The following is a 20,222-nucleotide window of genomic DNA, read 5'->3' as shown; positions in this document are numbered from 1 at the left end:
GACCCGCGCTCTCTCGTATGCCTTCGTTATTCAACGTATGTAGAACCAACACCTGACCTCGAGGAACACTCATGCCAACCCTCACGCCCCACGCAATCGACCATGCCTTGTCGTTGCCCACCGAAGACGAGATCGCGCAGGTTCGAGACATCGTCGACGCCGCCGGATTCGTCACGGCTGCAACCAGGTTCGTCTACGTCGGACTGGACGAACCGGAGAAGGCCGAGCTGTACGTCGCCGAACCGACCACCCGGCGCACCTTCCGGGTGCTGTTGCACGACATCTCGACACCCGATGCCGTCGACCTTCTTGTCTCCCTCGACGAGCGTCAGGTGATCGGCTCCACCCGCCTCGATGCCATCCGTGACGGCCAGATGCCGGTGCTCGACGAGGAATTCGAGCTCGTAGAGAAGGTGCTCTCCACCGATCCGGATTGGCTCGCAGCGCTGGCAGCCCGCGGACTGGACGTAGCCGACGTTCGAGTGGCACCCCTGTCGGCAGGTGTGTTCGACTACCCGGGCGAGCACGGCCGACGCATACTGCGCGGCTTGGCCTTTCGGCAGGACTACCCCGCCGATCACGCGTGGGCCCATCCCATCGACGGGCTGGTCGCGTTCGTCGACGTGATGAATCGGACGGTGGACAAGGTTGTCGACCTGGGTGTGGTTCCCATCCCGGAGGAATCGGGAAACTTCGACGATCTGGCTGTCACCGGCCCGCTGCGCACCACGCAAAAGCCGATCGAGATCACCCAACCCGACGGTCCGAGCTTCACGGTTCGAGGCAATCGCGTCGACTGGGAGAAGTGGTCCTTCCGAGTCGGCTTCGACGTGCGTGAAGGTCTGGTGCTGCACCAGATCGGGTTCGAGGACGACGGTACCGTGCGTCCGATCATCCATCGCGCTTCGATCGCCGAAATGGTTGTCCCCTATGGCGATCCGTCGCCCGTTCGGTCGTGGCAGAACTACTTCGACACCGGTGAGTACCTGGTGGGACGGTACGCGAACTCACTCGAACTCGGCTGCGACTGCGTCGGAGACATCACGTACTTCGACGCCGTGATCGCCGACGAATTCGGCAACCCGAAAACTCTGACCAACGCCGTGTGCATGCACGAGGAGGATTTCGGGGTGCTGTGGAAGCACACCGATCTGTGGTCGGGATCGCAGGAGACCCGTCGTCAGCGCCGACTCGTGATCTCCTTCTTCACCACCATCGGCAACTACGACTACGGATTCTTCTGGTACCTCTACCTCGACGGCACCCTCGAATTCGAGGTCAAGGCAACGGGAATCGTCTTCACCTCCGGGCATCCCGGCGGCGACTACCCGTACGCAACAGAGATCGCCCCGGGACTCGGAGCGCCGTGCCACCAGCACCTGTTCAGTGCGCGACTGGACATGATGGTCGACGGCATCGGTAACTCCGTCGAGGAGATCGAGACCCGCCGAGTACCGATGGGCCCGGACAACCTGCACGGCAACGCCTTTGCTCTGCAACACACCCCACTCGCCACCGAATCCGAGGCGCAACGCATTGCCGACGGCACGGTAGGCCGCGTCTGGCACGTCACCAATCCGACCTCGCTGAGCCGTCTCGGAAAGCCCGTCGGATACACGCTGCACCCCGAGGGGCAGCCGCTGCTTCTCGCCGACGACAACTCGTCGATCGCGCGACGCGCCACGTTCGCCACCAAGCATCTCTGGGTGACGCAGTTCGATCGAAGCGAACGTTATGCCGCAGGTGATTTCGTCAACCAGCACCACGGTGGAGCGGGTCTGCCGGCATTCGTCGCATCGGACCGCAGCCTCGTCGACGAGGACATCGTGCTGTGGCACACGTTCGGGCTCACCCACTTCCCGCGGCCCGAGGACTGGCCGATCATGCCGGTGGACTACACCGGCTTCAAACTGAAGCCCGCAGGATTCTTCGATCGCAACCCCACCCTCGATGTGCCGAGAACGACGTCCGCGCACTGCTCCGCCTCGAGCTGCGAAAGCGGTGAGCAGAATGTCTGAGCGCCAACCGAATTCGACGGCAGGCGCGCTACGCGGTTCCATCGGTGTCGTCGGGATCGTGTTCCTGGTCATCGCCGCTGCAGCGCCGTTGACCGCCATCGGTGGGGCCCTGCCGGTCATGATCGCGACAGGTAACGGGGCGGGCGCTCCGCTCGCCTACATCGTCGCGGCAGTCGTCCTGCTGATCTTCAGCGTCGGGTACGCGGCCATGAGCAGACACATGGTGGACACCGGCGCGTTCTATGCCTACGTGGAGAAGGGGCTCGGGAGAACCATGGGCCTCGGCGCCGCGGGTCTGGCGCTACTGACGTACACCGCCATTCAAGCGGGCATCTACGGCCTCGCCGCATCGACCGTCGACAGCCTGGTCGTGAAGTACGGCGGACCCGACCTGCCCTGGTGGTTGTGGGCACTCGGTCTCGTCACGATCGTGGCGCTGCTCGGCTACCGCAGCATCGATCTCGGTGCCAAGGTGCTCGGAGTACTGCTGGTGCTCGAGATCGGCATCATCGTGATCCTGTCGGTGGCGGTGTTCGCCAAGGGAGGTGCCGCGGGCATCGACGTCGAATCGTTCACTCCCTCGGCCTTCTTCAGCGGATCGCCGGGAATCGCCCTGATGTTCGCCATCGCGTCGTTCATCGGCTTCGAGGCCACCGCGATCTACGGCGAGGAGGCGCGTAACCCCACGCGGACCGTTCCGATCGCGACCTACGCCGCGGTCGTCACCATCGGACTGGTGTACGCGGTGTCGAGTTGGGCCGTGGTGCTCGCCTTCGGCAGTGCATCCGTCGCGCAGGCCGCCGCCGACGATACGGCGGGATTGACCTTCGCCGCTGCCGCCCAGTACCTGGGCCCGGTGTCCGCGGACATCATGGAGATCATGTTGGTCACCAGCCTCTTCGCCGCCCTGTTGGCATTCCACAACGCAATCGGACGGTACGTGTTCGCACTGGCCCGCAAGGGCGTCGCCCCGTCGATGTTGGCGCGCACCCACTCTCAGCACGGCTCCCCGCACATGGGATCGCTGTTCCAGACCGCCTCGGCAGCATTGGTTCTCGTGGTCTTCGCGGCAGCAGGCGCAGACCCGGTGCTGGAACTGTTCACCTGGATGTCCGGACTGGCCACCGTGAGCATCCTGGTTCTGATGATCCTCACCGGCGGCGCGATCATCGCGTTCTTCCGTCGATCGACCGTGGACACGCGCACCTGGCACACCGTTGTGGCCCCGGCACTAGGAACCGTGGGGTTGGTGGCGATTCTCGGCCTCGTGCTGGACAACTTCACGCTGCTCATCGGCGGTTCGGGAGTGCTCGCCGCCCTGCTGTTGATCGTCGTCGCGGCATTCTTCGTCGGCGGGATCCTCGTAGCTCGGATGACCGGATCTCGCGCTCGAGATCTCGAGCCGACGGCCTGACACCGATGGTCATGACGGTGCTGATGGCGGTGGGTGCAGTGGGTGCGGTGCTGCCCCTGATCGGACGCCGCAACCACACGGGGCGAGTCCGGTGGGCTCACCTGTGCATGGGCACCGTCATGGCCGCCATGGTGGTGTTCGGCATGGATGCCACGATGGTGATTCCGGCGAGTCTTGCCCTCATCATCGCGGCTCTGTACGTAACCGGGGGTATTTCGCCTCCGCCGCAGTCGGGTCCGTGCGTCGTCGACCTGACCTGTATGGCGGTCCTGCTGTTGCTGACACCCTCGATCCATGTCCATTCGGTGCCTGAGGCAGTATCGGCTGCGCAGGCGCATCGGCATGGCGTAGGTCTCGATCCGAGTCTCGTCGTACTGGCCCTGCTTGCCACCTGGGTCGGTCTGACGCTGAACATGTTTCACAGGAGCCGCTCGGGCCGTCGTGCTGCGGCCGGTTCCATTCTCATGATTGTCGCAATGGCACCCGTAGCTTTCTGATTCCACAACCCAGGAGACAACAATGACTACAGCAGACATCGTCTACCGCAACGGCGCGGTGTTCGTCGTGGACGCAGACTTCACGATCGCCAGTGCGCTCGCGATCGCCGACGGCGTGATTCTGGCCGCCGGAACCGACGCCGACATGGAGATGTTCGTTGGGCCGCGCACCGTGACAATCGATCTGGCGGGCAAGACTGTTCTGCCGGGCATCAACGATTCACACCTGCATGCGGTGGCCTTCGGTCTCGACACACCACCGCTGTCGCTCGACCTGAGCTTTCCGACCGTTCGATCGATCGCCGACGTGGTCGACGCTGTGGCCGCCGCCGTAGCAGAGGCGGGGCCCGGCGAATGGATCGTCGGAACAGGTTGGGACGAGGGGTATCTCGACGAGTGCGTGGCCGACTCCGCGGTGCGTCCGACGCGATTCGATCTGGACGCTGTCTCGCCAGGCAACCCGGTGTTTCTGCAGGACTTCTCCCGGCACGTCTCATGGGTGAACACGGTCGCGCTCGAACGCGCCGGAATCGACGAGAAGACGACGGTACCGGACGGTGGAGTGATGCCTACGGAGTCATCGGGCCGACTGATCGGCATTCTGCAGGAGGGTGCGCAGAGTCTAGTTCAATCTGTACTACCGAAGCTCACACGCGAACGGCGCACGGAAGCAGTGCGATCCGCGATCTCCATCCTGCAGCGAGAAGGAATCACCAGCTTCACCGACCCGGCGCTCGGGCCCGGCGGCGAAGATCTGGCCGGCGGCGCAATGGGTGAGGAAGGTCTGTCGATATATGCCGACCTCGCCGCGGCAGGAGAGCTCGGAATTCGAGTCTCGGCATTGATGCTGCCCGCCGGAATGAGCGGAACAGCAGCGGAATTCGAACAGAACCTCAGCGCCATCGAACCACCGTCGACCACGGATCCGCGCACGTTTCAGATTCTCGGTGTGAAGGTGTTCGCCGACGGTATTCCGCCCAGCAAGACGGCATGGATGCACGACGAGTACGTCGGCGGCGGGTGCGGATCACTCTGCGTGGGCGGCGACACCGATGAGCGTCGGGTGCACGAGGTGACCGAGATGATTCGGATCGGCCACGAAGCGGGTCATCAGATCGGCGTTCACGTCACCGGCGATCGAGCCATCGATACGGTCGCCGACGCGTTGATCGCTGCCCAGTCGTCTCATCCGCGTGACGACGCGCGGCACTATCTCATTCACGGCGATTTCATCAGTGTGCCGACTCTCGAACGCTTGGCCGAACACAACATCGGCGTCAACATGAACCCCACGATCAAATGGACGATCGCCGACTTGGAGGAGAGCGTCGTCGGGGTCGATAGAGCGGCGTACGAGTGGCCGTACAGAAGTGCTGTCGAATCGGGAGTCGCCTTGATGAGCTCGTCCGATGCGCCGGTTACCACTCCGGACTGGCGTCAAGGCATCTCGACGATGATGCTGCGGGAGAGCCGGGCGTCGGGCAGGGTCAGTGGGCCGGAGCAGACGATCGGTTTGGCCGAAGCCATCCGCACATACACGATCAACCCGGCGTGGCAGGACTTCGCTGAGGAATGGAAGGGCTCACTCGAACCGGGAAAAGTGGCTGACCTGTGCGTTCTGGACGGTGACCTGACCGTGATGGATCCGCACGACATTCCATCGATCGCGGTTGTCTCGACCGTCGTGGGGGGTGTGGAGGTCTACCGCAACCCCGTCTGGCCCGAAAGCTGATTGGGTGCGCATCTGACCCAGAATGTGTGCGCGCAGCGACATGTTTGTGCTCGCGGATTCGGTCACTGTTGTGTCGACGGTCACAACAGAAAGAAGTAGCGCATGTCGACGGATTACATCGTAGTGGGAGCAGGATCAGCGGGAAGCGTCATCGCCCGACGGCTGCTCGATGCCGGGCACACCGTGCATGTCATCGAAGCCGGACCGGTGGATACCGATCCGGCGATCCACTCACCCCAGGGCTGGCCGACGCTGCTGGGCGGATCGCAGGACTGGGGACTGTTCACCACCCCGCAGAAGCATGCCAACGATCGGCGGATCTTCTGGCCACGCGGGCGCGTACTCGGCGGCAGCTCGTCCCTCAACGGAATGATCTACGTCCGAGGACATTCCAGCGATTACGACGCGTGGGCGTCCGCAACCGGAGATGCCGGGTGGGCCTGGGAGAACGTACTGCCGCTGTTCAAACGCTCGGAGTCGCACGAGCTCGGTTCCAACGAGTTCCACGGCGGCGACGGGCCACTGCCGGTGTCCATCATGGGTACCCCGCATCCACTGGCGGCTGCCTTCGTCGATGCGGCAGTCGAGCACGGCCACAAGCTCATCGACGACTTCAACGCCGACGAGATGGTCGGTGCGGGCTACAACCACACCACCACCCGCGACGGTGAGCGGATGAGCGCGTGGAAGAGCTTCGTCGGCCCGGTACTGAACAATCCCGATCTGACCGTCACCACCGGGGCGCTCGTGCACAAGGTGGTGCTCGAGAACAGCCGAGCGGTGGGAATCGAGTTCACGCTCGGTGGTTCCGAGCCGCAGCGAACGTTCGCCGATCACGAGGTCATCCTGTGCGGCGGCGCTCTTGGGTCGCCGAAGGCGCTGATGCTCAGTGGAATCGGGCCGTCGGGTCACCTCGAGGAGTTGGGCATCGAGACCGTCGTCGACCTGCCGGGCGTCGGCGAGAACCTGCACGACCATTTGCTGCTGAGCAACATCTACGAGTCCCTCGAGCCGCTCGCCGCCGGCACCAACAACCTGCTCGAGGCGCAGCTGTATGCCCGCAGCACCGGATGGGCAGGTGCTGCACCGGATCTGCAGCCGCTGTTCATGCACATTCCGTATCCGGCAGACGGATACCCGGTGCCCGAGAACGGCTACACCATCGCACCCGGCATCGTCGCTCCCCGCTCGCGCGGGACCCTGCGGTTGGCGTCCGCGGACCCGAGTGAACTGCCACTGGCGGATCCGAACATCCTGGCCGATCCGTACGACCTCGAAGCGATGGTCGACGCGGTGGAGATCTGCCGCGAGATCGGAGCATCCGACGCGTTCGCGTCGTGGCGCAAGGCCGAGGTGGTTCCGGGACCGAGCGCACGTACCCGCGACGACCTACGGGCCTACGTCCGACAGACCGCCGGTACGTACCACCACCAGGTCGGCACCTGCAAGATGGGAGCCGAGTCGGACGCCGATGCCGTTGTCGGAGCCGATCTTCGGGTCCGCGGCGTCGAGGGGCTGCGGGTCGCGGACGCGTCGATCATGCCCACGGTGCCGTCGGGCAACACCAACGCGCCGTCCATCATGGTCGGTGAGCGGGCCTCGGATCTGATCCTCGGGGAGTGACTCGTAGTCGGGTGAGGGCGACCTATGCCCTCACCCGACGCGATATTCGCGCGGCGAGATGCCGTACGTCTCCTTGAACAGCTTCGAGAAGTTCGACGAATCGATCAAACCGTTACGCGCACAGATGGTTCCGATGCTGTCCGCGGCGAAGCGTGGATTCCGGAGTTCGCGGTGGCATCGGTCGAGTCGTCGTGATCTGATCCAGCCGGCCACCGTGCGGCCGTCGGACTCGAAAAGTTTCTGCAGGTACCGCGTCGAGATGTGCAGTCGCGCAGCGATCGACGCCGTCGACAGCGTGGGATCTGACAGCTGCGACTCGATGAGACTCTTGGCCTCGATCAGCAGTGTCGAACCCGGTGCGTCGTGGGGAGCCGCGTCGTCGAGAGCGGCGCAGAGCAGGTCGAGGACGGCGTTCTCCAGCATCGGCGTCGTCGGCAGAGTCCCGTCGGCGGCGTTGCGGCGCAGATTGAACAGAAACGGCGACACCAACGCGCCGACGCCGTGATCGCCCTCGATGCGACGCGCGGCAACGGTCGTCAACTCACGGGAATCGATGCGCAGCGCGTCGCGCGGGAACATCACCACGAACATCTCGAAGTCCCCGACGAAATGCAGATCGTACGGGGCACTGGTGTCGTACACCGCGAAGTCGCCCGGCTCCAGCACGGCCTCGCGGTCGTTCTGGACCAGCGTGCCGCGGCCGGTCAATTGCAGGCCGACCTTGATCAGGCCGGGATCGGCACGCTTGATGGTGGCGCGTGTGCGGCGCACGTCCACCTCGCGCCCCGCGACCTCGCTCAGTTGCAGCGAACCCAATGTCGACGACACCAGGGTGCCCTGGAACGGAGACGGCCCGGTGGACACAGCGTCGAGCGGCACGAACGCCGTCGAGACGTTCTCGCGCCATTGCTCGAAATCCTGTGCCACCGGGCTCATGTCATACGGCCGGGCGGTTGTCGATCAGCCTGCGGGCCTTACCGATCGAACGCTCCAACGCGGCCTGCGGCAATACGTCGACGTTCACCGTCACACCGATCCGGTTCTTGACCAGCTTCTGCAGCGTCACGCCCAGGACGGCGTACTGATCGGACGGCACATCGGGCCTGGCCTCCACCCGCACCGTCAGGGAATCCATTCGGCCTGCCCGTTCGAGTACGCACTGGAACTGCGGTGCGAGTGCGGGGACACCCAGGATGAGCTCCTCGATCTGCGTCGGGAACAGGTTGACGCCGCGCAGGATGATCATGTCGTCGGTACGGCCGGTGACCTTCTGCATCCGACGCATCGTGCGGGCCGTGCCCGGCAGCAGACGCGTCAGATCCCGGGTGCGATACCGCACGATCGGCATCGCTTCCTTGGTCAGGGAAGTGAACACCAATTCACCCTCCTCGCCGTCGGGCAGGACTTCTCCGGTCACCGGGTCGATGATCTCCGGGTAGAAATGATCCTCCCAGATGTGCAGTCCGTCCTTGGTTTCGACGCGTTCCATTGCCACACCCGGTCCCATCACCTCGGACAGGCCGTAGATGTCGACGGCATCCATCGCGAGAGTGTTCTCGATTTCGGTGCGCATCTCCTCGGTCCACGGCTCGGCACCGAATACCCCGGTCTTCAGAGACGTCGTCGCGGGATCGATCCCCTTCTTCACCATGGCGTCGACGATCGTCAGCATGTAGGACGGGGTGACCAGGATGGCGTCGGGCTCGAAGTCCTGGATCAGTTGGATCTGTCGATCGGTCATGCCACCGGACATCGGAATGACCGTGCAGCCCAGCCGTTCTGCGCCGTAGTGGGCACCGAGTCCACCGGTGAAGAGCCCGTATCCGTAGGCCACGTGCACCTTGTCGGAGGGCTTGACGCCACCCGCGCGGAGGCTGCGGGCGATGAGATCTGCCCAGTTGTCGATGTCCTTGGCGGTGTAGCCGACGACGGTGGGGCGACCGGTGGTGCCCGAGGACGCGTGAATGCGCGAGACCTGGTTCTGCGGCACGGCGAACATGCCGAACGGGTAGTTCGCCCGCAGGTCCTGCTTGGACGTGAAGGGGAACTTCGCCAGATCGCTCAGGTCCTTCAGATCGCTGGGATGCACACCGGCGTCGTCGAACGCCTTGGTGTAGTGAGCCACGTTGTCGTAGGCATGCTGCAGCGACCACCGCAGGCGCTCGAGCTGCAGGGTCGCGATCCGGTCGCGGCTGGCGTGCTCGATGTCGGGGCTGTCGGTCGGGGTGGACAAGACGCTGGTCATGATTGCTCTCTCGTGGTCTCAGGCGTCGAAGTCGACGGTGACGGTGTCGCTGACGGGGAAGGTCTGGCAGGTGAGCACGAAGCCGGCGTCGACTTCGTTGTCCTCGAGTGCGTAGTTGCGACGCATGTCGACCTCGCCGACGGTCACCTTCGCGCGGCACGTGCCGCACACTCCGCCCTTGCACGCGAACGGCAGATCCGAGCGCAGCTGCTCGGCCGAATCGAGTATCGACTCGTCCTGAGGCAGTGCGCCTTTGACCTCGCGGCCGTCGAGGATGATCGTGACCTCACTGCTCGGACCGGTGATACCCGGCTCGCGGTGCTTCTCCTGAGGCGGGGGCATGTCGTCGACGTAGAACAGCTCGGCATGGACGCTGCTCTTGGCCACGCCCAGGTCTGCGAGAACCTGCTGGGCATCGGTGACCATCCCGAACGGGCCGCACAGCCAGAAATGATCGATGTCCGGGGTCGCGACGACGGTGTCGAGTATCTCGCGCAACCGCTCGGCGTCGAGTCTTCCGCTGAACAGTTCGACCTCGCGAGGTTCCCTCGACAGCACATGGATGACGTCGAATCGGCTCCCGTACTGGTCCTTGAGATCGGCGATCTCCTCGGCGAACATCACGGTCCGCGTCCGGCGATTGCCGTACAGCAGAACAACTTCGGCATCCGGGTTGGTGAGGACCGAGGCTGCGATCGACAGCATCGGGGTGATGCCCGAGCCGGCCGCGATGAGGACGTGCCTGCCGGCGACCGCGGGATCGGCGTGGAAGGTGCCGGTCGGACCCTGGACGTCGATGCGGTCGCCGGCCTTGACATCGCGGACGAGCCACGAGGAGAACAAGCCGTCGCTCACCTCGCGCACGCCGACGCGGGGACGCGCACCGGCGGGTGCACAGATCGAGTACGAACGACGATGCTCCACACCGTCGACGGTGCGGCTGAGCATCAGCGACTGGCCCGGCTTGAAATCGAACTCCGCACGTAGATTCTCGGGCACGTCGAAGGTGACGGCCACGGCGTCGTCGCACAGCGGCTCGACGTCGGCGACGGTCAACGTGTGAAAAGGTTTGTTCCGCAGGTTCTTCTGTACTGGTTCGGCGGTGACGGTCATCAGATTTCCTTGACGTGGTCGAAGGGTTCGAGGCAGTCGTCGCACCGGTACTGGGCTTTGCAGAGGGTGGCGCCGAACTCGGACGTGAGCCGAGTGTTGGTGGAACTGCACTGGGGGCAGGTGAGCTGCCGGGGCTTGACCGTGAGAGTCAGCGGAACCGGGCCGGAGGTACGTGCCGGGGCCGGACCCGGTGTGGAGTACCCGGTTTCGCGCAGTTTGCGCAGGCCGTCCTCGGAGATCCAGTCGGTGCTCCAGGCCGGGGTCAAGCTGGTCACGATGTCGACGTCGGTGTAGCCGTGGTCGCGAAGCTTGTGCTCGATGTCGTCGCGCATCGTTGCCATCGCCGGGCAACCCGAATACGTCGGAGTGATGGTGACGAGCACGCTACCGTCCTCGCGGACCTCGACGTCGCGCAGGACACCGAGGTCGTCGAGGGTGAGCAGCGGCATCTCGGGATCCATTACGGTGGCGGCGATCTCGCGCGCCGTTCGTTGAAGTGTGGTCACCAGACTCCCTCCGGATGTGCCCTCGCCACGACCTGCATCTCGGCGATCAGCGGCCCGAACGCTTCGGTGTGGATCCCACGCCGACCGCCGCGGCCGCCGATGGTGCCGACGGACTTGCCCTCGGGTGCGTCCAATTCTGCTGCATGCAGCACCTGCGAAAGAACGGAATCGAATTCTTCGCGGACATCGCGCGGATCGACGGCGACTCCGACCTTCGCGAGTGCGATCTCCTCGTCCGTCGGGACGAACAGTTCGGAGACGTACGGCCAGATACGCGTCACGGCCTCGCGGACGCGCCGCTTCGATTCGTCGGTTCCGCACCCCAGGGTGACGACCCACCGAGCCGCGTAATCGCGGTGGTAGGTCAGCTCTTTCACGCCCTTGTTCGCAACAGCGGCGAGAACGGGATCGCGGGACTCGGTCAGCCGAGCGAACACAGCGAGGCGCCACGTCGAGAACACCAGAAGGCGAACCTGCGACTTCGCGAAATCGCCGTTCTCGAGCTCGGTGACCCGAACGTTGCGGAAGTCGGCCTCGTCGCGGAAGAACGCCAGCGCATCCTCCGACGGTGCGGGCGAGGTGTCCGAGATGAACGGCACGACCGTCGGATCGGCCTTGGCGGCGCGGGCCAGCAGTAACCTGGCCTGGCCGAGGAGATCGAGGCCGACGTTGGCCAGAGCCACTTCCTCTTCGAGTTCCGGCGCGCGAGTGCTCCACTCGGCCAGGCGTTGCGAGCTGATCAGTGCATCGTCGCCGAGCATGAGGCAGTACGCGGCAAGGGCTTTCAGGTCGACGTCGTCGGGGACGGTGGTGTCGACACCGGCGAGTGGGTCGTCGAAACTCGTCCCGAATGCCCACTGCCCGTGCGAGTCCTCGTCGACGAGGCCCTCGTAGGCGTTGTCGTGATCAGTCATGAGTGCTTGTCCTCTTGAAGAATCGGTTTCACATGTGGGGGACGTTGTCGGGGATCTCGTAGAACGTCGGGTGGCGGTACACCTTGTCGCCGCTCGGCGCGAAGAACGGATCCTTCTCCGACGGCGACGACGCGACGACCGAGTTGGACGGAACCACCCAGATGCTGACGCCTTCGTTGCGTCGGGTGTAGACGTCTCGCGCGTGCCGCAGTGCCATGTGGTCGTCGGCGGCGTGCAGCGATCCGACATGCACGTGGTTCAGGCCGCGCTTACCGCGCAGGAACACCTCGTACAGCGGCCAATCTGCCTTGACTGCTTCCCGTTTCGGCTCGACCGGCACGTTCTCGGTGGGAACCGCGCCGTGGCCGCCCTCGGCAGTGAATTCCGTCATGATGCTGCGTTCCTTTCGGCAAATGCGGTGGCGGCCTCACGGACCCAGGCACCGCCGTCGTGCGCTGCGCGACGGTTCGCGATGCGCTCGACGTTGGAGGCACCGTTGCCCTTGATCACCTGCATGAACTCGGACCAGTCGGGCTCGCCGAAATCGTGCGACTTGCGTTCGTCGTTCCACTTCAGATCCGGGTCCGGGAACGTGACGCCCAGTGCCTTCGCCTGCGGGATCGACATGTCGACGAAGCGTTGGCGCAGTTCGTCGTTGGTGTGGCGCTTGATGCCCCACTTCATGGACTGCTCGGTATTGGGGGACTCGTCGTCCGGCGGGCCGAACATCATCAGTGCCGGCCACCACCAGCGGTTCACCGATTCCTGAACCATGGCGCGCTGTTCGTCGGTGCCGCGCATCATCGTCGCGAGCAGTTCGTATCCCTGACGCTGGTGGAAGGACTCTTCCTTGCAGACGCGGATCATCGCGCGTGCGTACGGCCCGAAGCTGCTGCGGCACAGGGGGACCTGGTTGCAGATCGCTGCGCCGTCGACGAGCCAGCCGATGGTGCCCACGTCGGCGTACGTCAGGGTGGGATAGTTGAAGATCGAGGAGTACTTCTGCTTGCCGTCGATGAGCTTGACCGTCAGGTCGGCGCGGTCCGCTCCCAGAGTTTCGGCGGCGGAGTAGAGGTAGAGGCCGTGGCCGGCCTCGTCCTGCACCTTGGCCATCAGGATGGCCTTGCGGCGCAGCGACGGTGCGCGGGTGAGCCAGTTGCCCTCCGGCTGCATTCCGATGATCTCGGAGTGCGCATGCTGAGCGATCTGGCGAATGAGCGACTTGCGATAGCCGTCGGGCATCCAGTCACGAGGCTCGACGCGCTGCTCGTGGGCAATGGTCTCGTCGAACCCGTCCTGCAACGACTCGGCGGACAGGGTGTTTGACGTGGTCATAAGTCCTACTTTCATTACCGAATGATCGGTTGGTAACCAGTATGCATCGAAGTGACCCCCGGCACAAGTGCGGCGAGAGCGGCTTCGCCGCACGTGCGCGAAACTTCGTAGCAGGGGTCGAGTTTCCGCTCACATGCCGACGAAGGAGGCTCTCGTCTTGTTCAGGAAGGCGTCGACGGCGGCCTTGTGGTCGACGGTCTGGCCCAGAGCGGTCTGTGCCTGCGCTTCGCGGTTCAGGGCGTCGGAGAGTCCGGGCCTCCTGATCAGCGACTTCACCTGCCGGTACGCCTGGGTGGGGCCGGCAGCGAGGGAGGTGGCGAGCGTGCGGGCGGTCTCGAGAACGTCGGCGTCGTCGACGACGCGGTGCACCAGACCCCAGTCGAGGGCCTGGGCGGCGGTGACCCTGTCACCGAGCAACATCAGACCCGCGGCCCGGCTCGATCCCAGTGCCTCGACCAGAGCGAAACTCAAACCGGAGTCGGAAGCCAAGCCAATGCCGGTGAACGCCGTCGCGAAGGAGGACTTGGTGCCCGCGACGCGGATGTCCCCGGCGAGTGCGATTCCGAGACCAGCGCCGACGCACGCACCGGGGATGGCGACGACGATCGGCACCTCGAGCGCAGCGAGTCCCCTGATCACCGGGTTGTAGTGCTCGCCGACGGTATCCATCGCCGTAGCAGGGTCGGCCTCGAGCGCGGCGACGTGCTCACCGAGATCCTGACCGACGCAGAAGTTCTTGCCCTCGGCGGTGATGAGCACCGCGCGCACGTCGGGTGCGTCGGCGTTCTCCACCGCTTCCGCCAGCGCGAGCTTCGTCGTCACGTCGAGCGCGTTGTGCGCTTCGGGACGAGCGAGGGTGATGGTCGCCAGGCCGTCGGTGATGTCGAACCGTACCGTCATGCGTTCGTCCAATCGTGAAAGCCGCGACCGGACTTGCGTCCGATATCGCCGCGAGCAACCATGTCTCGCAACAATTGCGGGGGAGTGAACCTGTCGCCGAGCGTCGACGCCAGGTGTTCTGCGATCGCGAGCCGAACGTCCAACCCGACGAGGTCGGTCGACCGCAACGGGCCCATCGGGTGCTTGTAGCCGAGTTCCATGGCTCGATCGATGGATTCGGCGTCGGCGACGCCTTCCTCCAACATCCGGATGGCTTCGAGCCCGAGGCAGACGCCGAGCCGGGACGTAGCGAAACCGGGGGAGTCGTTGACGAGCACCTCGGTCTTGCCGAGCAGCGAGACCCACTGCCGTACTCGCTCCACCACGTCCGCGGAGGTGGCCGGCGCGCGCACGATCTCGACGAGAGTCGACGCCGGAACAGGGTTGAAGAAGTGCATCCCGACGAAGCGGCTCGGATCACTCAGCGCCGCGCCGAGTTCGGCGATGGAGATCGAGCTCGTGTTCGACGCGATGACGGTCTGAGCCCCGGCGATCTTGTCGACGAGGGCGAGGACCTCGACCTTGAGCGACGGGATCTCGGGCACCGCTTCGACGATCAGATCGAGCTCGGCGGGGAGATCTGCCGGCCCCGCGACGGTGGAGACCCGGGCGAGAATGGCCGACGGGTCCTCGCTGAGCTTGCCGCGCTCGTGCGCTCGGGCCAAGCCTGTCTCGACTCGACCGAGGGCTGCAGTCTGGTCGCCTGCTTCGGCGATGACGACGGTGGAACCGAGGGCCGCGAAGACCTGCGCGATCCCCGCACCCATGCGTCCGCCACCGACAACAGCCACTTTCGAGGGAACTGTCATTTTTTCTTCTCCAGGAATGCCGTCATTCGGCGTTGTTTGTCTTCGGTCTCGAACAGCACGGCCTGCGCGATGTCGTCGGCCCATGGATGTGAACCCGGCGCATCGAGAATCTTCTTTGTCAGTGTCAAAGCCAGTGGTGCTTGCTTGGCAATGCGATCCGCGAGAGCATGCGCGGCGGCCAGCGGCTCGTCCACGATGTCCAGCACCAGGCCGGATCGGAGTGCGGCGTCGGCGTCGAGCGTCCGGCCGCCGAGGAGAATCTGCTTCGCGACGGAGACACCCACCAACGTCGGCAACCGGTAACTGGCGCCGGCAGCGGCCATGATGCCCAGTCCCGGTTCGGGATTGCCGAACACAGCCGTCGACGACGCGATGCGGATGTCGCAGGCGTAGGACAGTTCTGCTCCGCCGCCGAGGGCGTAGCCGCGCACTGCGGCGATCGTCGGCAGTGGCAGTGCGGCGATGCGGTCGAACAGGTTTCGGTTGATGCCGCGCAATGCGTCGTCGCGGGTACGGGCGCGCAGCTGGTTGATGTCGGCACCTCCGGCGAAGTGCTCGCCCTCACCGGTCAGAACGACGATCTTCGGATCCTGCTCGACGAGCGCGCACACCTCGTGCAACTCACCGATCATCTCGGCGTCGATCGCATTGCGCTGCTTCTCACGAGCCAGCGTGACGACGACGCGGTCGGCCTGCTCCTCGACGACGAGTGTGTTCACGGTGCCTCGATCAACATCGATACGCCTTGCCCGACGCCGACACACAGGGTCGCGAGACCGCGGGACGCCTTCTCGCGTTCCATCCGGCCCAACAGCGTCAACAGGATTCGCGCGCCCGACGAGCCGAGAGGGTGGCCGAGTGCGATCGCCCCGCCGTCGGCATTGACGATGTCCTCGTTCAGCTTCAACTGGCGGATGACGCCGAGTGACTGTGCCGCGAAAGCTTCGTTGAGCTCGACGGCACCGAGGTCGTCCGCCGTCCATCCTGCGCGAGAGAGCGCCTTCTGCGTGGACGGCACCGGACCGAGCCCCATGATGTGCGGCGCGATACCGGCGCTCGCACTGGTGACGATGCGGCCGCGGACCTCGAGGCCGTACTTGTTCACGGCCTCCTCGGACGCCACCACCAGCGCCGACGCCCCGTCGGTGAACGGCGAGGAGGTGCCCGCAGTGACGATGCCGTCCTTGCGGAACACGGTCTTCAGGGTGCCGAGCTTCTCCAGAGTGGTTCCGCGCCGCGGTGTCTCGTCCTCGGTGACGTCGCCGTTCTTGGTCGAGACGGGCACGATCTCGTCGGCGAAGCGGCCTGCGTCCTGAGCGGCGACGGCGCGCTGCTGGCTGCGGAAGGCAAAGGCGTCGGACTCGGCGCGGGTGATGCCTTCGCTGAGCGCGACCTCCTCGGCGGTCTCGCCCATCGACAGGGTGATCTTGGGATCGGTCCCTGCGTCGTGCGCGGCGAAGGTCGGATTGGTGAAGCGCCAGCCGAGGGCGGTATCGAAGATCTCACCCGGTTTGGCCCACGCCGTACCGGGCTTGGCCATGACCCAGGGCGCACGGGTCATGGACTCGACGCCACCGGCGACGATGACGTCGGCTTCACCGCTGCGAATGGTGCTCGCGGCGTTGGCCACTGCCGTCAGACCGCTCGCGCACAGTCGGTTGACGGTGTATCCCGGCACCGTGTGGGGGAGTCCTGCGAGCAGAACCGCCATTCTGGCCACATCGCGATTGTCCTCGCCTGCCTGGTTCGCGGCACCGAGAATGACCTCGTCGATTCGATCGACGGGCACGCCCGCTCGGCGGACGGCCTCGGCGACGACGATCCCGGCCAGGTCGTCGGGGCGCACGGTCGACAGCGCACCGCCGTAACGTCCGTGCGGCGTGCGCGCGCCGGCCACGAGAAATACTTCGCCCACTGGAAATCTCCTTCGTACGGTTGCGTCTAGATAACCGAACATTCGGTCGTTTGGCAAGACCTGCTGCCCGTGGTGCTGTGGAATCGGCCGTCGGCTGAGAAGATGTGGACATGACAACCGCACGCGCGCCGCGCAAGACCGGACTGCCAGGCCGGCCGGGATACGACCTGGATTCCTTGTTGGCCGTGGCGGTCAAGGTCTTCAACGACCGTGGCTACGACGGCACCAGCATGGAAGTTCTGGCGAAGCGGCTCGGCATCACCAAGTCCTCGATCTACCACCACGTATCGGGCAAGTCGGAGCTTCTCGAACTGGCGCTCTCCAGGGCGCTCAACGCTCTCTTCGCGGTGACGACCGAGGATCGGGCGACCACCGGGCGGTACATCGACCGCCTCGAATACCTGGTTCGTCGCAGCGTGGACATCCTGTGTGCAGAGTTGCCCTACGTCACGCTGCTGCTGCGCGTCCGCGGCAACACCGACGTCGAGCGCCGTGCCCTCGCTCGTCGCCGCGAATTCGATTCCTTCGTCACCGGGCTCGTGGTCGCCGCCGCCGAAGAGGGTGACCTGCGTCCAGGGGTGGATCCGGCATTGGCGTCCAAGCTCGTGTTCGGCACGGTGAACTCGCTCATCGAGTGGTACCGCCCGCGTACCGGTGGTTCGGTCGAAGAGTTGGCCGACGCCGTGGTGGCGCTGACATTCGACGGCCTGCGCCGCACGTAGGAGAGTGAGTCTTGACATCTCGGCATTCGACGGCGATGGTAATTACCGACCGAACGTACGGTGAGATGGAGGCGTTGTGAGCAGACTTCTGGAAAGCTATGCCCAGGGAGCGTGGTATTCCGCGACCGACGAGGGAGCGCCGCTGCTGAGCGCCGTCGACGGCAGTGAAATCGCCCGGGTGTCGTCCAGCGGACTCGATGTCGCAGGCATGATCGACTACGCCCGCACCGTCGGAGGGCCCGCACTCGCGGCCCTGACGTTCCACGAACGCGCTGCGCTGCTCAAGCAATTGGGCCTGACACTGCTGGCCGGTAAGGAAGAGTTCTACGAACTGTCGCGACACACCGGAGCGACCGTGCGAGATTCCGGAGTCGACATCGACGGCGGATTCGGCACCGTACTGAGCTACGCGAGCAAGGCCCGACGCGAACTCCCCAACGAGACGGTCTATCTCGACGGTGCCATCGAGCAGCTCGGCAAGAAGGGCACCTTCCTCGGTCAGCACATCTACACCTCGCGGCGCGGTGTCGCCGTGCAGATCAACGCCTTCAACTTCCCCGTCTGGGGCTTCCTCGAGAAGCTGGCACCCGCGTTCATCGCCGGTGTGCCGTCGATCGTCAAGCCCGCCAGCCAAACTGCATACCTCACCGAGCTGGTGTTCCGCCGAATCATAGAGTCGGGCCTGCTGCCCGAGGGTTCGGTCCAGCTGCTCTGCGGCAGTGCCCGCGGTGTACTCGACCACCTCGGCGGCCAGGACTCGGTGGCGTTCACCGGATCGGCCGATACCGCAGCTACCCTGCGCTCACACCCCAACGTCGTCGGCGAGGGGCTGCACTTCACCGCCGAGGCCGACTCGCTGAACGCATCCATCCTGGGTTCGGATGTGACACAGAGCGATCCGGAGTTCGATCTGTTCGTCAAGGGCGTCTTCGCCGAGATGACCTCCAAGGCCGGGCAGAAGTGCACGGCCATTCGCCGTGTGCTGGTTCCGCAGGACTCGGTCGAGCCCGTCATCGAGGCGCTGAAGGCCAAGCTCGAGAAGGTGGTCGTCGGTGATCCTGCCGACGAGGGTGTCACCATGGGTGCGCTGGCGAGCATCGAACAGCGCGACGAGGTCCTCAAATCCATTCGCGGACTGACCAAGTCCGCCGCGGTGGTCTACGGCGACCCGGAAACCGTGGATCAGCGAGCGGGCGCGTTCATGGCACCGGTGTTGCTGAAGGCCGGCGACAAAGCGGCCACCGAACCGCACGAGATCGAGGCCTTCGGTCCCGTCTCGACCGTCATCGGATACGACAGCACTGCAGACCTGCTCGATCTCGTGGCCCGCGGAAAGGGTTCTCTGGTCGCATCTCTCGTGACCAAGGATTCCGCCATCGCGCGCGAGATCGTCCTGGGCAGTGCGCCGTACCACGGCCGCATTCTGGTCCTGAACTCGGAGGACGCCAAGGAATCGACCGGCCACGGCTCGCCACTGCCGGTTCTGGTGCACGGCGGTCCGGGCCGAGCGGGCGGCGGTGAAGAACTCGGCGGTATTCGCGGCGTACTGCACCACATGCAGCGCACCGCAATTCAGGGAACACCGGATGTGCTGACGGCCATCGGCAACAAGTGGGTCACCGGCGCGAAGCAGACGACCGGTGACGTCCACCCGTTCCGAAAGAACCTCGGCGAGCTGAAACTGGGCGACACCATCGTCGGTGGGCCCCGGCAGGTCACCCGTGCGGACATCGATCACTTCGCCGAGTTCACCGGCGACACCTTCTATGCGCACACCGATCCCGAAGCGGCAGCTGCCAATCCGTTGTTCGGCGGAATCGTCGCGCACGGCTACCTGGTGGTCTCGCTCGCCGCAGGGCTGTTCGTCGACCCGGCACCTGGCCCCGTGCTCGCGAACTTCGGCGTCGACAGCCTCCGCTTCCTGACCCCCGTCAAGGCCGAGGATTCTTTGACGGTGACATTGACCGCCAAGTTGATCACTCCGCGTCAGAGTGCCGATTACGGTGAGGTGCGTTGGGACGCAGTGGTCGTCAACCAGGACGGTGACCCGGTCGCCACGTACGACGTGCTCACTCTCGTCGCGAAGCCGGAGGCCGCATCATGAGCATTCGAGTAGCCGTCTGTTACGGAGTGCCTGAGGACCCGGCCGCATTCGACCGCCACTACGCCGAGGTGCACATGCCCCTCGCTCGCGCTGTCCCCGGTCTGATCGACTTCACCTGGGGCACGCTCGACTCACTCGACGATTCACCACCGCCGTACTACGCGATCGCCGGCCTGCATTTCGCGGACGAGGCATCGCTGAAGACGGGACTGGCCTCGCCCGAGATGAAGGCCGCAGGCAAGGATCTGCGCAACTTCGCGACCGGCGGCGTCACGATGTTCACCCAGAACGAGCGGTCGGTGTTGCAGCCGTGACCGATTCGCCTATCGCCCGCGA

The 20,222-nt window shown here is 65.0% G+C and carries 19 protein-coding genes; 8 read left to right on the top strand and 11 right to left on the bottom strand.

Translation table 11 applies throughout. The annotated features are described in order from the left end of the window. The first annotated feature begins 71 nt into the window (after positions 1–71). From AB0366_RS08500 to AB0366_RS08480, 5 genes are all read left to right on the top strand, one after another. Positions 72–2,018 (top strand): primary-amine oxidase, encoded by a 1,947-nt coding sequence (locus tag AB0366_RS08500; protein ID WP_366243463.1) that lies wholly within the window; start codon positions 72–74, stop codon positions 2,016–2,018. Continuing rightward, positions 2,011–3,432 (top strand): APC family permease, encoded by a 1,422-nt coding sequence (locus AB0366_RS08495; protein ID WP_366243462.1) that lies wholly within the window; start codon positions 2,011–2,013, stop codon positions 3,430–3,432. Before AB0366_RS08500 ends, AB0366_RS08495 begins: the two co-directional genes overlap by 8 nt. 11 nt (positions 3,433–3,443) lie before the next feature. Beyond that, on the top strand, positions 3,444–3,929 hold the full coding sequence (locus tag AB0366_RS08490) for a hypothetical protein (protein WP_366243461.1): 486 nt from the start codon (positions 3,444–3,446) through the stop codon (positions 3,927–3,929). A gap of 22 nt (positions 3,930–3,951) precedes the next feature. Continuing rightward, positions 3,952–5,661, top strand: coding sequence for an amidohydrolase (locus tag AB0366_RS08485; protein ID WP_366243460.1), 1,710 nt, complete (start codon positions 3,952–3,954; stop codon positions 5,659–5,661). 102 nt (positions 5,662–5,763) lie between these two features. Continuing rightward, positions 5,764–7,284 carry a GMC family oxidoreductase N-terminal domain-containing protein gene (locus AB0366_RS08480; RefSeq protein WP_366243459.1) on the top strand — a complete coding sequence of 507 codons (1,521 nt, stop codon included), beginning with the start codon at positions 5,764–5,766 and terminating at the stop codon, positions 7,282–7,284. Between the two features lie 30 nt (positions 7,285–7,314). On the opposite strand, the gene AB0366_RS08475 is transcribed toward AB0366_RS08480, so the two are convergent. The 11 genes from AB0366_RS08475 to AB0366_RS08425 form a co-directional block, all read right to left on the bottom strand. Then, a complete protein-coding gene (locus tag AB0366_RS08475) occupies positions 7,315–8,220 on the bottom strand; it encodes a helix-turn-helix domain-containing protein (protein ID WP_366243458.1) in 906 nt (301 codons plus the stop codon). 1 nt (position 8,221) lies between these two features. After that, a complete protein-coding gene (gene paaK / locus AB0366_RS08470; RefSeq protein ID WP_366243457.1) occupies positions 8,222–9,529 on the bottom strand; it encodes a phenylacetate--CoA ligase PaaK in 1,308 nt (435 codons plus the stop codon). A gap of 18 nt (positions 9,530–9,547) precedes the next feature. After that, positions 9,548–10,642, bottom strand: coding sequence for a 1,2-phenylacetyl-CoA epoxidase subunit PaaE (gene paaE, locus AB0366_RS08465; protein ID WP_366243456.1), 1,095 nt, complete (start codon positions 10,640–10,642; stop codon positions 9,548–9,550). Next, positions 10,642–11,151 (bottom strand): 1,2-phenylacetyl-CoA epoxidase subunit PaaD, encoded by a 510-nt coding sequence (gene paaD, locus AB0366_RS08460; protein ID WP_366243833.1) that lies wholly within the window; start codon positions 11,149–11,151, stop codon positions 10,642–10,644. Before paaD ends, paaE begins: the two co-directional genes overlap by 1 nt. Then, the gene (gene paaC, locus AB0366_RS08455; RefSeq protein ID WP_366243455.1) at positions 11,145–12,062 is read right to left on the bottom strand and encodes a 1,2-phenylacetyl-CoA epoxidase subunit PaaC; all 918 of its coding nucleotides are present in this window, start codon (positions 12,060–12,062) and stop codon (positions 11,145–11,147) included. The genes paaD and paaC overlap by 7 nt, the downstream gene beginning before the upstream one ends. A 28-nt stretch (positions 12,063–12,090) precedes the next feature. After that, positions 12,091–12,453: a 1,2-phenylacetyl-CoA epoxidase subunit PaaB gene (gene paaB, locus AB0366_RS08450; protein ID WP_366243454.1), complete on the bottom strand. Its 363-nt coding sequence runs from the start codon at positions 12,451–12,453 to the stop codon at positions 12,091–12,093. Further along, entirely contained in the window at positions 12,450–13,397 is a 948-nt protein-coding gene (paaA, locus tag AB0366_RS08445; RefSeq protein ID WP_366243453.1) for a 1,2-phenylacetyl-CoA epoxidase subunit PaaA, read from the bottom strand. Before paaA ends, paaB begins: the two co-directional genes overlap by 4 nt. Positions 13,398–13,526: 129 nt before the next feature. Beyond that, entirely contained in the window at positions 13,527–14,297 is a 771-nt protein-coding gene (locus AB0366_RS08440) for an enoyl-CoA hydratase-related protein (RefSeq protein ID WP_366243452.1), read from the bottom strand. Then, positions 14,294–15,145 carry a 3-hydroxyacyl-CoA dehydrogenase family protein gene (locus AB0366_RS08435; RefSeq protein ID WP_366243451.1) on the bottom strand — a complete coding sequence of 284 codons (852 nt, stop codon included), beginning with the start codon at positions 15,143–15,145 and terminating at the stop codon, positions 14,294–14,296. Before AB0366_RS08435 ends, AB0366_RS08440 begins: the two co-directional genes overlap by 4 nt. Then, entirely contained in the window at positions 15,142–15,864 is a 723-nt protein-coding gene (locus AB0366_RS08430) for an enoyl-CoA hydratase/isomerase family protein (protein WP_366243450.1), read from the bottom strand. Before AB0366_RS08430 ends, AB0366_RS08435 begins: the two co-directional genes overlap by 4 nt. After that, a complete protein-coding gene (locus AB0366_RS08425; protein ID WP_366243449.1) occupies positions 15,861–17,060 on the bottom strand; it encodes a thiolase family protein in 1,200 nt (399 codons plus the stop codon). Before AB0366_RS08425 ends, AB0366_RS08430 begins: the two co-directional genes overlap by 4 nt. Positions 17,061–17,170: 110 nt before the next feature. Here AB0366_RS08425 and AB0366_RS08420 point away from each other — a divergent pair, with 110 nt between their 5' ends. The 3 genes from AB0366_RS08420 (at position 17,171) to AB0366_RS08410 (ending at position 20,200) form a co-directional block, all read left to right on the top strand. Further along, positions 17,171–17,782 (top strand): TetR/AcrR family transcriptional regulator, encoded by a 612-nt coding sequence (locus AB0366_RS08420; RefSeq protein ID WP_128646201.1) that lies wholly within the window; start codon positions 17,171–17,173, stop codon positions 17,780–17,782. Between the two features lie 76 nt (positions 17,783–17,858). Further along, positions 17,859–19,886 (top strand): phenylacetic acid degradation bifunctional protein PaaZ, encoded by a 2,028-nt coding sequence (gene paaZ / locus AB0366_RS08415; protein ID WP_366243448.1) that lies wholly within the window; start codon positions 17,859–17,861, stop codon positions 19,884–19,886. Further along, the gene (locus AB0366_RS08410; protein ID WP_366243447.1) at positions 19,883–20,200 is read left to right on the top strand and encodes an EthD family reductase; all 318 of its coding nucleotides are present in this window, start codon (positions 19,883–19,885) and stop codon (positions 20,198–20,200) included. The genes paaZ and AB0366_RS08410 overlap by 4 nt, the downstream gene beginning before the upstream one ends. Positions 20,201–20,222: the final 22 nt, after the last annotated feature.

The sequence above is a fragment of the Rhodococcus sp. NPDC076796 genome (assembly GCF_040702765.1).
GTDB lineage: Bacteria > Actinomycetota > Actinomycetes > Mycobacteriales > Mycobacteriaceae > Rhodococcoides.
This window is presented reverse-complemented; position numbering and strand designations above follow the sequence as displayed.